This window comes from Streptomyces sp. NPDC031426, from assembly GCF_055581585.1.
On the sequence record NZ_JBVIJE010000004.1, the window covers coordinates 46,882 to 59,931 of the forward strand.

General features: G+C 70.3%; 13 protein-coding genes. 4 read left to right on the top strand and 9 right to left on the bottom strand.

Features of this window, described 5'->3' with window-relative positions; genetic code table 11:
* Positions 1-46 precede the first annotated feature (46 nt).
* The 3 genes from ACZ5NH_RS08400 to ctaC are packed head-to-tail and all read right to left on the bottom strand — an operon-like array spanning position 47 to position 3,131.
* Positions 47-445, bottom strand: a complete 399-nt coding sequence (locus ACZ5NH_RS08400; protein WP_388621557.1) for a cytochrome c oxidase subunit 4 — start codon at positions 443-445, stop codon at positions 47-49.
* The gene (gene ctaD / locus ACZ5NH_RS08405; RefSeq protein WP_468773589.1) at positions 442-2,175 is read right to left on the bottom strand and encodes an aa3-type cytochrome oxidase subunit I; all 1,734 of its coding nucleotides are present in this window, start codon (positions 2,173-2,175) and stop codon (positions 442-444) included. Before ctaD ends, ACZ5NH_RS08400 begins: the two co-directional genes overlap by 4 nt.
* Positions 2,172-3,131 (bottom strand): aa3-type cytochrome oxidase subunit II, encoded by a 960-nt coding sequence (ctaC, locus tag ACZ5NH_RS08410; protein ID WP_451554651.1) that lies wholly within the window; start codon positions 3,129-3,131, stop codon positions 2,172-2,174. The genes ctaD and ctaC overlap by 4 nt, the downstream gene beginning before the upstream one ends.
* A 284-nt stretch (positions 3,132-3,415) precedes the next feature.
* Here ctaC and ACZ5NH_RS08415 point away from each other — a divergent pair, with 284 nt between their 5' ends.
* Positions 3,416-4,795: an aminotransferase class V-fold PLP-dependent enzyme gene (locus ACZ5NH_RS08415; protein ID WP_468773591.1), complete on the top strand. Its 1,380-nt coding sequence runs from the start codon at positions 3,416-3,418 to the stop codon at positions 4,793-4,795.
* A gap of 39 nt (positions 4,796-4,834) precedes the next feature.
* On the opposite strand, the gene ACZ5NH_RS08420 is transcribed toward ACZ5NH_RS08415, so the two are convergent.
* The gene (locus ACZ5NH_RS08420) at positions 4,835-5,809 is read right to left on the bottom strand and encodes a carbohydrate kinase family protein (RefSeq protein WP_468773593.1); all 975 of its coding nucleotides are present in this window, start codon (positions 5,807-5,809) and stop codon (positions 4,835-4,837) included.
* Positions 5,810-5,939: 130 nt separating this feature from the next.
* Between ACZ5NH_RS08420 and ACZ5NH_RS08425 the strand changes: the two genes are divergently transcribed.
* Positions 5,940-6,158 carry a hypothetical protein gene (locus tag ACZ5NH_RS08425; RefSeq protein WP_388621565.1) on the top strand — a complete coding sequence of 73 codons (219 nt, stop codon included), beginning with the start codon at positions 5,940-5,942 and terminating at the stop codon, positions 6,156-6,158.
* Between the two features lie 100 nt (positions 6,159-6,258).
* Positions 6,259-7,833, top strand: coding sequence for a hypothetical protein (locus ACZ5NH_RS08430; RefSeq protein WP_468773596.1), 1,575 nt, complete (start codon positions 6,259-6,261; stop codon positions 7,831-7,833).
* Between the two features lie 73 nt (positions 7,834-7,906).
* On the opposite strand, the gene ACZ5NH_RS08435 is transcribed toward ACZ5NH_RS08430, so the two are convergent.
* On the bottom strand, positions 7,907-8,263 hold the full coding sequence (locus ACZ5NH_RS08435; RefSeq protein WP_468773598.1) for a HesB/IscA family protein: 357 nt from the start codon (positions 8,261-8,263) through the stop codon (positions 7,907-7,909).
* Between the two features lie 264 nt (positions 8,264-8,527).
* On the opposite strand from ACZ5NH_RS08435, the gene nadA reads away from it, so the two are divergent.
* Positions 8,528-9,712, top strand: a complete 1,185-nt coding sequence (nadA, locus tag ACZ5NH_RS08440) for a quinolinate synthase NadA (protein ID WP_468773599.1) — start codon at positions 8,528-8,530, stop codon at positions 9,710-9,712.
* Positions 9,713-9,908: 196 nt separating this feature from the next.
* On the opposite strand, the gene ACZ5NH_RS08445 is transcribed toward nadA, so the two are convergent.
* From ACZ5NH_RS08445 to ACZ5NH_RS08460, 4 genes are read right to left on the bottom strand one after another with little or no spacing between them, the layout of a single operon-like run.
* Positions 9,909-10,589: a response regulator gene (locus ACZ5NH_RS08445; protein ID WP_450980745.1), complete on the bottom strand. Its 681-nt coding sequence runs from the start codon at positions 10,587-10,589 to the stop codon at positions 9,909-9,911.
* A gap of 32 nt (positions 10,590-10,621) precedes the next feature.
* A complete protein-coding gene (locus tag ACZ5NH_RS08450) occupies positions 10,622-11,842 on the bottom strand; it encodes a sensor histidine kinase (RefSeq protein WP_468773602.1) in 1,221 nt (406 codons plus the stop codon).
* Positions 11,843-11,899: 57 nt separating this feature from the next.
* Positions 11,900-12,178, bottom strand: a complete 279-nt coding sequence (gene pspAA, locus ACZ5NH_RS08455) for a PspA-associated protein PspAA (RefSeq protein ID WP_388621574.1) — start codon at positions 12,176-12,178, stop codon at positions 11,900-11,902.
* Positions 12,179-12,211: 33 nt separating this feature from the next.
* A complete protein-coding gene (locus tag ACZ5NH_RS08460) occupies positions 12,212-13,003 on the bottom strand; it encodes a PspA/IM30 family protein (RefSeq protein ID WP_388621576.1) in 792 nt (263 codons plus the stop codon).
* Positions 13,004-13,050: the final 47 nt, after the last annotated feature.

Sequence of the window (13,050 nt, forward strand, 5' to 3'; positions counted from 1 at the left end):
CCCTCCTGAGGGAGCGTCCGGGCTTCCGGTTGCCTGCGCGCGAGTGCTACTGGGTGCGGCTCTCACCGTGGTAGTACTCGAACACCCAGCCGAACAAACCGACCACGATGAACGGGGCGGAGAAGTAGATCAGCCACCAGCCGACCGCGATGCTGAGGAAGGCGATCGCACCGCCGAAGCCCAGCAGAAGCGGCTGCCAGCTGTGCGGGCTGAAGAAGCCCAGCTCGCCCGCGTCGTCCGCGACGTCGGCCTCCTTGTCGTCCTGGGCGCCCGCGTCGACCCGCCGGGCGGTGAAGCCCAGGTAGAAGCCGATCATGACGCTCAGGCCGAAGGCCAGGAACAGTGCGGTAGTACCGGCCGGCTCCTTCGACCACACGCCATACACGATGGCCATGATCAGGATGAAGACGCTCAGCCAGATGAACATCCGACCCTGGATCCTCACTTGCCGGCCTCCTTGCTGCCCGCGATGGCGGTGGGGTGACCGCTGTGCGCAAGCTGCTCGAGCGCGGCGATCTCAGGGTGGTGCAGGTCGAACGCCGGGGATTCGCTGCGGATCCGCGGCAGGGTGAGGAAGTTGTGCCTCGGCGGCGGGCAGGACGTCGCCCACTCCAGCGAACGGCCGTAACCCCACGGGTCGTCCACGCCGACCGGCTTGCCGTACTTGGCCGTCTTCCAGACGTTGTAGAGGAACGGCAGGATCGACAGGCCGAGCAGGAAGGAGCTGATCGTGGAGACCGTGTTCAGGGCGGTGAAGCCGTCGGCCGCCAGATAGTCGGCGTAACGACGCGGCATGCCCTCGGCACCCAGCCAGTGCTGGACCAGGAAGGTGCCGTGGAAGCCGATGAACAGCGTCCAGAAGGTGATCTTGCCGAGGCGCTCGTCCAGCATCTTGCCGGTCCACTTCGGCCACCAGAAGTGGAAGCCGGAGAACATGGCGAAGACGACCGTGCCGAAGACGACGTAGTGGAAGTGGGCCACCACGAAGTACGAGTCGGAGACGTGGAAGTCCATGGGCGGCGAGGCCAGGATGACACCGGTCAGACCACCGAACGTGAAGGTGATCAGGAAGCCGGTCGCCCAGAGCATCGGCGTCTCGAAGGACAGCGAGCCCTTCCACATCGTGCCGATCCAGTTGAAGAACTTCACACCGGTCGGCACGGCGATCAGGAACGTCATGAAGGAGAAGAACGGCAGCAGCACACCACCGGTGACGTACATGTGGTGGGCCCACACGGTCACGGACAGACCGGCGATCGCGATGGTCGCGGCGATCAGGCCCATGTAGCCGAACATCGGCTTACGGGAGAACACCGGGATCACTTCGGAGATGATTCCGAAGAACGGCAGCGCGATGATGTACACCTCTGGATGTCCGAAGAACCAGAAGAGGTGTTGCCATAGCAAGGCTCCGCCGTTCGCGGCGTCGAACACATGGGCGCCGAACTTGCGGTCCGCCTCCAGGGCGAACAGCGCGGCCGCGAGGACCGGGAAGGCCAGCAGGACCAGGACACCGGTCAGCAGGACGTTCCACACGAAGATCGGCATGCGGAACATGGTCATGCCCGGCGCGCGCATGCAGATGATCGTGGTGATGAAGTTGACCGAGCCGAGGATCGTGCCGAAGCCGGACATGGCCAGACCCATGATCCACATGTCGGCGCCGACACCCGGGCTGCGGACCGCGTCCGACAGCGGCGAGTAGGCGAACCAGCCGAAGTCGGCCGCGCCCTCCGGGGTGAGGAAGCCGCCCACCGCGATCAGCGAGCCGAACAGGTACAGCCAGTAGGCGAACATGTTCAGCCGCGGGAACGCCACGTCGGGCGCGCCGATCTGCAGCGGCATGATCCAGTTCGCGAAACCGGCGAACAGCGGCGTCGCGAACATCAGCAGCATGATCGTGCCGTGCATCGTGAACGCCTGGTTGAACTGCTCGTTCGACATGATCTGCAGGCCCGGACGGGCCAGCTCGGCGCGCATGAGCAGCGCCATCACGCCACCGATCAGGAAGAACGCGAACGACGTCGCGAGGTACATCGTCCCGATGGTCTTGTGGTCGGTGGTCGTCAGCCACTTCACCACGAGATTGCCGGGCTGCTTGCGCCTGACCGGCAGCTCGTCCGCGTAGGCGCCTTCAGCTGCCGCGGCACCCTGGGGTTCGTTGAGGATGCTCACAGGTTGTTCGTCTCCCGGTTCTTCTCGTGGCTCGTCTGCGCGATGCCGGCGGGAATGTAACCGGTCTGCCCCTTCTTGGCGAGGTCCTGGAGGTGCTTCTGGTACGCCGCCGGGGATACGACCTTCACGTTGAACAGCATCCGCGAGTGGTCGACGCCGCAGAGCTCGGCGCACTTGCCGAGGAAGGTGCCTTCGTGGTTCGGAACCACCTGGAAGGCGTTGGTGTGACCCGGGATGACGTCCTGCTTCATCAGGAACGGCACCACCCAGAAGGAGTGGATGACGTCACGAGAGGTCAGGACGAAGCGGACCGTCTTGCCCTCGGGGAGCCAGAGGGTCGGGCCGGGGTTGCCGGTCTGCGGGTTCCGCGTGCCGGGGGTACCGACGTCGTAGACACCGCCGGCGTTCGCCGGGAAGTCCTTCTTGAACCGGTCCGGAATGGCGTCCAGGTTCTTGTCGGTCTTGGCGTCGCCGGAGACACCGGGGACATTCTCGACGTAGTTGAAGCCCCAGCTCCACTGGAAGCCGACCACGTTGACCGTGACGTCGGGCTTCTTGGAGATGTCGAGGAGCTTCGACTCGTCCCGGGCCGTGAAGTAGAAGAGCACCGAGATGATGATGATCGGGACCACCGTGTACAGGGCCTCGATCGGCATGTTGTACCGGGTCTGCGGAGGTACCTCGACCTTGGTGCGGCTGCGCCGGTGGAACATGGCGCTCCACAGGATCAGGCCCCACACCAGCACGCCGACGGCGAGCGCGGCAGCCCAGGAGCCCTGCCACAGGGAGAGGATCCGCGGAGCCTCTTCCGTGGTCGGGCTGGGCATGCCAAGGCGGGGGAAGTCCTTGTATGTGCAACCGGTTGCGGTCGCCAGGACCAGGCCCGCGGTCAGTGCCTGCAGCAGCTTCCGCCGCATCGGGCGCCGCGGCGAGCGGTCGGAGCCGTTGGGACTCACGTAGCGCCTTCCCGAGAGTCTCGCCCGCGCGGTCGGCTGCGGCCTTCTTCTCGCTGGTCGGTCGCCGCCCTGCGTCGGGCAGGGGTTTGGATGTTTATGCGGACCAAACCCTAGCCGACGCCCTCCTGGGGTTCGCGGGGAGGGGTGCCTACTGGAGTGGGTGGTTCGCTTAATTGGCGGCTGCGGGTGCGTTGTGGCTGGTCGCGCCCCGCGGCGGAGCCGCTGATGTCACCGCCGCGCGCCCCTTCGGGACGCTGCCCCGACCGGCGGTTTAGCGTTGCCGTATGGCCTACTTTGATGCTGCTTCCGCCGCTCCCCTCCATCCCGTGGCCCGTCAGGCGTTGTTGGCCTCTCTGGATGAGGGGTGGGCCGATCCTGCACGGCTGTACCGGGAAGGGCGCAAGGCCCGGATGCTGCTGGACGCCGCCCGGGAGGCGGCCGCCGAGGCGGTCGGGTGCCGGGCGGACGAGGTGGTGTTCACGTCGTCCGGGACCAGGGCCGTACACACGGGTGTCGTGGGGGCGTTGGCCGGGCGGCGCCGGGTCGGACGCCACCTGATCGTGTCGTCCGTCGAACACTCCTCCGTGCTCCATTCGGCGGAGGTGTTCGAGGCGGACGGCGGCACGGCGACCCAGGTGCCGGTGAACCGGGCCGGTGCCGTGGAGCCGTCGGGTTATGCGAGTGCCCTGCGTCCGGACACCGCGCTGGCGTGTCTGCAGTCGGCCAACCATGAGGTCGGCACCGTGCAGCCGGTCGCCGAGGTGGCCGAGGTGTGCCGGACCGCCGGGGTGCCGCTGCTGGTGGACGCGGCGCAGTCGCTGGGCTGGGGGCCGGTCGAGGGTGACTGGTCGCTGCTCACGGCCAGCGCGCACAAGTGGGGCGGCCCCTCGGGGGTCGGGCTGCTCGTCGTGCGCAAGGGGGTGCGGTTCGCCGCGCAAGGGCCCGTCGACGAGCGGGAGTCGGGGCGGGCGCCCGGCTTCGAGGACATCCCGGCGATCGTGGCGGCCGTGGCCTCCCTGCGGGCGGTGCGGGCCGAGGCGGCCCAGGAGGCGGTACGGCTGCGGGAGCTGACGCAGCGGATCCGGACACGGGTGCCGCAACTGGTGCCGGACGTGGAGGTCGTCGGCGAACCCGAGCGCCGGCTGCCCGGGATCGTCACCTTCTCCTGCCTCTACGTCGACGGCGAGGCGCTGCTGCACGAGTTGGACCGGGAGGGCTTCTCCGTCTCCTCCGGTTCCTCCTGCACCAGCAGCACGCTGACGCCCAGCCATGTGCTGAAGGCTATGGGCGTGCTGAGCGAGGGGAACGTACGGGTGTCCCTGCCGCTGGGCACGCCGGAGGCCGACGTGGAGCGGTTCCTCGGGGTGCTGCCGGGGGCGGTGGCGGAGGTCCGGGAGAAGCTGGGCGCACCGGCGGCACCGGCCGCCCAGCAGGGTCCCGGGGAAGTGCTCGTCGACTCCCTGGGCAAGCGGTGCCCGATCCCGGTCATCGAACTGGCGAAGGTGTTCGGTCAGGTGCCGGTCGGCGGGATCGTACGGGTCCTCTCCGACGACGAGGCGGCCCGCCTGGACATCCCGGCGTGGTGCGAGATGCGGGGGCAGGAGTACGTCGGAGAGGAGCCGGCGGAGCGGGGTACGGCGTACTTGGTGCGCCGGGTCGGCTGAGGGGTCCGGGGGCGCCGGCCCCCGACCGGCCGCCCGGCCTCAGCCCAGATGAGCCCGCACTTCCTCCCCGGCCTCGTCCCCGTACGCCTTCACGAACCGCTCCATGAAGTGGCCCCGCCGCAGCCGGTACTCCTGCGTACCCACCGTCTCGATGACGAGCGTGGCCAGCATGCAGCCCACCTGAGCGGCCCGCTCCAGCGAGACACCCCAGGCCAGCCCCGACAGGAACCCGGCGCGGAAGGCGTCGCCGACGCCCGTCGGGTCGGCCTTGCGCTCCTCCTCGGGGCAGCCGACCTCGATCGGGTCCTCACCGACCCGCTCGATGCGCACGCCGCGCGAGCCGAGCGTGGTGACGCGGTGGCCGACCTTGGCCAGGATCTCGGCGTCGCTCCAGCCGGTCTTGGACTCGATGAGGCCCTTCTCGTACTCGTTGGAGAACAGGTACGTCGCCCCGTCCAGCAGCACCCGGATCTCGTCGCCGTCCATCCGGGCGATCTGCTGGGAGAAGTCGGCGGCGAAGGGGATCGCGCGGGAGCGGCACTCCTCCGTGTGGCGGAGCATCGCCTCCGGGTCGTCGGCGCCGATGAGGACCAGGTCAAGGCCGCCCACGCGGTCGGCGACGGTCTTCAGCTCGATGAGGCGGGCCTCGCTCATCGCGCCGGTGTAGAACGAGCCGATCTGGTTGTGGTCGGCGTCGGTGGTGCACACGAAGCGGGCGGTGTGCAGGGTCTCGGAGATCCGGACCGAGCCGGTGTCCACGCCGTGCCGGTCGAGCCAGGCCCGGTACTCGTCGAAGTCGGAGCCGGCCGCTCCGACCAGGATGGGCCGGGTGCCCAGCTGGCCCATGCCGAAGGCGATGTTGGCGCCGACGCCGCCCCGGCGCACGTCCAGGTTGTCGACGAGGAAGGAGAGCGAAACCGTGTGCAGTTGGTCCGCGACGAACTGGTCGGCGAAGCGGCCGGGGAAGGTCATGAGGTGGTCGGTGGCGATGGAGCCGGTGACTGCGATGTGCACGACGGGGAATCTCCTGCGGGAGGCAAGGTTGACAGTTCACGCTACCCGCTCGGCCACTCACTCTGTAGCTGGCGAAACTACCCGATAGTAGATCTTTCTTCACGGCCCGGAGCAGGCCTACGGTGCGGGCATGACGAACCTCAAGTTCCGCCACACCGCTCCCGCCGACCTCGGGAGTGACCCCGGCGACCTCGCCGCACTGCGCGGCGACTGCGCCCGGATGGCTCCGCACTGGGCGGTCCCCGAGCATGCCGAGCCCCGGCCGGTGCCGCCGTCGCTGATCCACGGAGTGACCGTGCCGGCGCGGTCCGCACGGCTGCTGGACGCGATGTCGGACTACGGCGACTGACGCGGGGCGCATTTCGCGGGGAACCGCACGCTCCCCTCGCGCGTCCCATCGCCGTCCCCCAGACGGGGGATGCGGGATACGACCAGCGAGGAGCGATGCGGTGAACACCGAGCGACCCGAGAACCGCGAGCACCCCGAGGGCTCCGAGCAGGCCGAGGGCGCGGAGAGCGCCGGGAACGGCGGGAGCCAGGAGGGTCTCGAGGACTCGGGGCAGCCTGAGCCGGTGCCCGCCGCGGCGGAGGGCGCCGACGACACGGAGGACGGGCCGGCCGGCCGGCGGCGGTCGCGGCTCGTCGTCGTCTCCGTCGCCGCCGCCGTGCTGCTGGTCGGCGGCGGCGCCTACCTCGCGGCGAGCGGCGCCACCGGCGGCCGTACGGGCGGACCCGGGGCGGCCGGCTCCGGGGCCACTCCCCCGCCGCTCGCGCTGGACGGCTTCGGCGGCACGGGCGGCATCGCCCCGGGCGAACCGGCCCCCTACGGCGCCACGTACGTCGCCCAGGGCGAGCTGCCGGCCGGCCCCGGCTCCGCGCCGGTGTACGTGCCGAAGGGCGAGGTCGGCAAGGACGCGGTGACCCGGCTGGCCAAGGCGCTGGGCATCGACGGCGCGCCGGTGGCCGAGGGCCGGATCTGGCGGGTCGGCGGCAAGGACGGCACCGGTCCGAGCCTGACGGTGAACCGGGACGCGCCGGGCAGCTGGACGTTCAGCCGGTACGCGCCGGGCACCGACGACTGCAAGAAGGGCGTCCTGTGCGCGCATGACCCGATGGGCCCGACCGGCGCCCCGGTGAGCGTGCGCAAGGCGACCGAGGCGGCCGCGCCGGTGCTGAAGGCGGCGGGGCTGGACGACGCGAAGATCGACGCGAGCCAGGTCATGGGGAGTCAGCGGGTCGTGAACGCCGACCCGGTGGTCGGCGGGCTGCCGACGTACGGCTGGACGACCGGCCTGACCGTGGACCAGCAGGGCGCGCTGGTCGGCGGGCACGGGTTGCTCGGGGCGCCGGTGAAGGGCGACACGTATCCCGTGCTGAGTGCCGCGAAGACACTGAAGCTGATGAACGCGGCGCCGAAGGGCGACCACCGCATGGGGATCGGCGGCTGTGCCAGTCCGGTGCCGCTGAAGAACCGGCTGGAGCAGCCCTGCGGCGGGTCGACGGGCGTGCCGAAGCGGGGGGCGGACGCGGGGACGGACCCGGTCACCGTGGAGAAGGCGGAGTTCGGGCTGGCCGCGCACTCCGTCGCCGGGCGGCAGACGCTGGTGCCGTCCTGGCTGTTCGAGGTGCGGGAGCCGGCCGCCCAGGGCGCCTCGACGGTCTCGTACCCGGCGGTCGATCCGCGGTATCTGGCGTCGGCGACGACTGCCCCCAGCGGGCCGGGCACGGCACCGAGCCCGCACACCGTGAAGGTCACCGGCTACACGGCCGAGGGCCGGGTCCTGACCGTGAGCTTCTACGGCGGGGTGTGCGCCGACTACACGGTGGCGGCGAAGGAGAGCGGCGAGCGGGTGACCGTGAGCGTCACCGAGCACCCTTGGCCGGACAAGGTGTGTGTGCTGATCGCCAAGGAGTACGTGAAGACCGTACGGCTGGCCGCGCCGCTCGACGGGCGGACGGTCGTCGGCATCGACGGCGGCCGTATTCCGCAGGGCAAGCCGGGCGCCCTGCGGGGAGGTTCCTGACGGTTCGCGCCCGCGCGGCGGTGGCCGCACATGAGAAGACCCCGCGCCCCTTGGGGCGCGGGGAACTCCGTTCTCAGCTGAAGGAGTCGCCGCAGGCGCAGGAGCCGGTCGCGTTCGGGTTGTCGATCGTGAAGCCCTGCTTCTCGATCGTGTCCACGAAGTCGATGGTCGCGCCGCCGAGGTACGGAGCGCTCATGCGGTCCGTGACGACCTTGACCCCGCCGAAGTCCTTCATCACGTCACCGTCGAGCGAGCGCTCGTCGAAGAAGAGCTGGTAGCGCAGGCCGGAGCAGCCGCCGGGCTGGACGGCGACACGCAGCGCGAGATCGTCGCGGCCTTCCTGGTCGAGCAGCGCCTTGACCTTGGACGCGGCGGCGTCGGTCAGGATGATGCCGTCGGTGACGGTGGTGGTCTCGTCCGATACGGACATCTACATCTCTCCCGGGTTGTACGGAGACTGCTTGCCGACGAGTGCAACCGGCGCTTCCGCGGATTCATTCCGGGCCGGGCAATCGCGTTGTCGCGTTTTTACTTCCGTCTTCATGCTCGCACATGCCCCACGGGGTCGGCAGCGGCCTGTGGAGGTACCCGAGCGGGATTCACGTCACATCGACGTTATGGCCATCGTCAAACTGACGTGAACCAGTTATGATAGATAGCGTCAGTTAGACGAAAAGTAGAAAGGGTGCGTGTCGTGACCACCGCCCAGACCCCGGAACTCGACGTGCAGCCGACTCCGCTCGCCCTGCTGCTGCTCGGCCGTGAGGCCGACCCGAAGAGCGAGCGGGGCGTCGAGTGCCCCGGTGACCTGCCCTCGCCGTCCGACCCGGACCTGGTCGCGCGCGCCCGCGCGGCCAAGGAGAAGCTCGGCGACAAGGTCTTCGTGCTCGGCCACCACTACCAGCGCGACGAGGTCATCCAGTTCGCCGACGTCACGGGCGACTCCTTCAAGCTGGCCCGGGACGCGGCCGCCCGCCCTGAGGCCGAGTACATCGTCTTCTGCGGTGTGCACTTCATGGCCGAGTCGGCGGACATCCTCACCTCCGACGACCAGAAGGTCGTCCTGCCCGACCTCGCCGCCGGCTGCTCGATGGCCGACATGGCGACGGCCGAGCAGGTGGCGGAGTGCTGGGACGTGCTGACCGAGGCCGGGATCGCGGAGCAAGTCGTCCCCGTCTCGTACATGAACTCCTCCGCCGACATCAAGGCCTTCACCGGCAAGCACGGCGGCACTATCTGCACCTCGTCGAACGCCAAGCGCGCCCTCGACTGGGCCTTCGAGCAGGGTGAGAAGGTGCTGTTCCTGCCCGACCAGCACCTCGGCCGCAACACCGCCGTCCGGGACATGGGCATGTCCCTGGACGACTGCGTGGTCTACAACCCGCACAAGCCGAACGGCGGGCTGACGGCGGAGGAGCTGCGCGCCGCCAAGATGATCCTGTGGCGCGGCCACTGCTCGGTGCACGGCCGCTTCAGCCTGGACTCGGTCAACGACGTCCGCGAGCGCATCCCGGGCGTGAACGTCCTGGTCCACCCGGAGTGCAAGCACGAGGTCGTGGCCGCCGCGGACTACGTCGGCTCCACCGAGTACATCATCAAGGCCCTGGAGGCGGCCCCGGCCGGCTCGAAGTGGGCCATCGGCACGGAACTGAACCTGGTCCGCCGCCTGGCGAACCGTTTCGCGCCCGAGAACAAGGAGATCGTCTTCCTCGACAAGACGGTCTGCTTCTGCTCGACCATGAACCGCATCGACCTGCCCCACCTGGTCTGGGCCCTGGAATCCCTGGCCGAGGGCAACCTGGTCAACCGGATCGAGGTCGACGAGGAGACGGAGGCGTTCGCGAAGCTGGCGCTGGAGCGGATGCTCGCGCTTCCCTAGCACGCACGAAGGGGCCGGGTCTCGGACGAGACCCGGCCCCTTCGCATGCCGTCGGACTCCGGCCGGTTCCAGCACCTTCGATGGTGGGCAGCAACTGCCCCTCTCACCCTGAGCCATCCCGGACGGCCGAACCGTAAGCCCAGAGTCCCTTTCCTTATCCGGGCCCTACCGCACCCGCAGTACGCCCGGCTGGAGATCAGTCCGCCCTCGGACGCACCAGCCCCGACTCGTACGCGATCACCACGAGCTGCGCCCGGTCGCGCGCGCCCAGCTTGGCCATGGCCCGGTTGACGTGCGTCTTCACCGTCAGCGGACTGACCGCGAGCCGTTCGGCGATCTCGTCGTTCGAGTGGCCGCCGGCGACCTGGACCAGCACCTCGCGCTCCCGCCCGGTGAGCGCGCCGAGCCGCTCGGAACGGGCGGGGTCGCGCCCGTCGTCTCCGTCGCCCTGGGCGAGGAACCGGGCGATCAGCCCCTTGGTGGCGGCCGGGGACAACAGGGCCTCGCCGCCCGCCGCGACCCGGATGGCGTTCAGCAGCTCCTCCGGCTCGCTGCCCTTGCCGAGGAAGCCGGAGGCGCCCGCGCGCAGGGCCTGGATGACGTAGTCGTCGACCTCGAAGGTGGTCAGGATGACCACGCGAACCTCCGCCAGGGAGGGATCGGCGCTGATCAGCCGGGTGGCGGCGAGTCCGTCGGTGCCGGGCATCCGGATGTCCATGAGGACGACGTCGGCGCCCTGCTCCTTCGCCAGCCGGACCGCCTCGGCCCCGTCGGAGGCCTCCCCCACCACCTCCATGTCGGGCTCGGAGTCGACCAGCACCCGGAACGCGCTGCGCAGCAGGGCCTGGTCGTCGGCGAGCAGGACACGGATCGTCATGCGGGCTTCCCCCGGGGGCCGTCGTACGGGTCTCAGTACGGATCTCTGCGGGTCTCGGTGCGGGTCTTGAGGGGCAGGATCGCATGGACGCGGAAGCCGCCGCCGTAGCGGGGCCCGGTGGTGAGGGTGCCGCCGACGGCGGTGACCCGCTCGCGCATGCCCAGCAGTCCGTGCCCGCCACCGGCCCCGGGCACTCCGGCCGCGCCCGCGCCGTTGTCCAGCACGGTGACCTCGATGTCCGTGCCCACCCGTACGACGCTGACCTCGGCCTTGGCCTGCGGTCCGGCGTGCTTCTGCACGTTGGTCAGGGCCTCCTGGACGATCCGGTAGGCGGCCAGGTCGACGGCGGCGGGCAGTTCGGCGCCCTGGTCGGCGCGGGCCACCTCCACCGGCAGTCCCGCGTTGCGGAAGGTGTCCGCGAGCTCCTCCAGTCGGCCGAGCCCGCCGGCGGGCTCGGTGGGGGCCTCCGGATCTCCGGACTGGCGGAGCAGGCCGACGGTGGCGCGCAGCTCCTCCAGTGCCGAGCGGCTGGCCTCGCGGACGTGGGCCAGGGCCTCCTTGGCCTGGTCGGGCCGCTTGTCCATGACATGCGCGGCCACCCCGGCCTGCACGTTCACGAGGGCGATGTGATGGGCGACGACGTCGTGCAGATCGCGGGCGATGCGCAGCCGCTCCTCGGCGACCCGGCGCCGGGCCTCCTCCTCCCGGGTGCGTTCGGCTCGCTCCGCCCGCTCCCGGATGGCCTGGACGACGGCACGCCGGCTGCGTACGGCGTCCCCGGCGGTGGCGCCGATGCCGGTCCAGGCGAGGACGCCGAGGTTCTCCTGCGCGTACCAGGGCAGCGGGCCGCCGAGCATGGCGGCGGCCGTCAGCACGGTCATGGTGAGCAGGCCGACGCGCAGGGTGGTGGTGCGGTCGGTGGTCGAGGCGACGGTGTACAGGGCGACCACGGCGGACATCGCGACCGGGGCGCGGGGGTCGCCGGTGACGCACTCGATCACGGAGAGGGCGCCGGTGACGGCGAGGACCGTCCTGGGGGCGCGGCGGCGGAAGACCAGCGTGGCCGCGGCGAGCAGCATGAGGAGCAGGCTGAGGGGGTCGGGGGTGCGGAAACCCCAGGTGACGCCGTGCGCTCCGCGGGGCACCACGAAGGAGCCGGCGACCATGCATGCCAGCACGGCTGCGGCGATGGACGCGTCCAGCGCGAGGGGGTGGGCCTTCACGCGGCAACGGGCTCGTTCGAGAGTGCTCACGTCCTGAACAGTACGGGTGCCGGCAAGATGCCCTGCGCCCCAAGCCCTCGGGCGCCCTCAGCCGGGGATCAGCCCGTCGTCGCTGAGCATCTCCCGTACCTCCTCCAGCGACGCGTCCGGCGCCGGAAGGATGAGCTCGGACGGTTGCAGCGAGTCGTCGGGGAGCGGAACCCCGAGCCGGCGCACGGCGTCCAGGAGCGCAGCGAACGTGCGGCGGAACGCCGCCTCGTCGCCGCTCTCCATCTCGGCCAGCAGCTCGTCGTCCAGCTTGTTCAGCTCGACGACGTGGGAGTCGTCCAGCTTGACCTGGCCCTCCCCCATGATCCGTACGATCACGTCGGCCTCCTCGGCTCGGGTCCCGGCGCCGGGCTACTGCTTGTCGAAGCGCGGGGTGTCCTGCGGCTGCTGCTGGGACTGCCCCTGCCCGGTACCGCCCTCGATGGCCTGCTGCGGGGAGCCCCCGGCCAGCTCGGCCTTCATGCGCTGCAGTTCCAGCTCTACATCCGTACCACCGGAGATCCGGTCCAGCTCGGCGGCGATGTCGTCCTTGGCCATGCCGGTCGGGTCGTCCAGGGCACCGGAGGCGAGCAGCTCGTCGATGGCGCCGGCCCGGGCCTGGAGCTGGGCGGTCTTGTCCTCGGCGCGCTGGATGGCCAGGCCGACGTCGCCCATCTCCTCGGAGATGCCGGTGAAGGCCTCGCCGATCCGGGTCTGCGCCTGAGCGGCGGTGTAGGTGGCCTTGATGGTCTCCTTCTTCGTCCGGAAGGCGTCCACCTTGGCCTGCAGACGCTGGGCCGCGAGGGTGAGCTTCTCCTCCTCGCCCTGGAGGGTGGCGTGCTGCGACTCCAGGTCGGTGACCTGCTGCTGGAGCGCGGCGCGCCGGGACAGCGCCTCGCGGGCCAGGTCCTCGCGGCCCAGCGCGAGCGCCTTGCGGCCCTGGTCCTCCAGCTTGGTCGACTGCTGCTGCAGCTGGTTGAGCTGGAGTTCCAGGCGCTTGCGGCTGGTCGCCACGTCGGCGACGCCACGGCGGACCTTCTGCAGCAGCTCCAGCTGCTTCTGGTACGAGTAATCGAGGGTCTCGCGCGGGTCCTCGGCCCGGTCAAGGGCCTTGTTCGCCTTCGCGCGGAAGATCATCCCCATACGCTTCATGACACCGCTCATGGGCTTCGCGCGCCCCCTTCTGACGGACTCCAGCTCACAGATCCTGC

Bases quoted from the DNA above. Each gene is read 5' to 3' on its own strand.
- ACZ5NH_RS08460 (WP_388621576.1), bottom strand. From the start codon at position 13,003: ATGAGCGGTGTCATGAAGCGTATGGGGATGATCTTCCGCGCGAAGGCG.
- ACZ5NH_RS08415 (WP_468773591.1), top strand. From the start codon at position 3,416: ATGGCCTACTTTGATGCTGCTTCCGCCGCTCCCCTCCATCCCGTGGCC.
- ACZ5NH_RS08435 (WP_468773598.1), bottom strand. From the start codon at position 8,263: ATGTCCGTATCGGACGAGACCACCACCGTCACCGACGGCATCATCCTG.
- ACZ5NH_RS08425 (WP_388621565.1), top strand. From the start codon at position 5,940: ATGACGAACCTCAAGTTCCGCCACACCGCTCCCGCCGACCTCGGGAGT.
- ACZ5NH_RS08445 (WP_450980745.1), bottom strand. From the start codon at position 10,589: ATGACGATCCGTGTCCTGCTCGCCGACGACCAGGCCCTGCTGCGCAGC.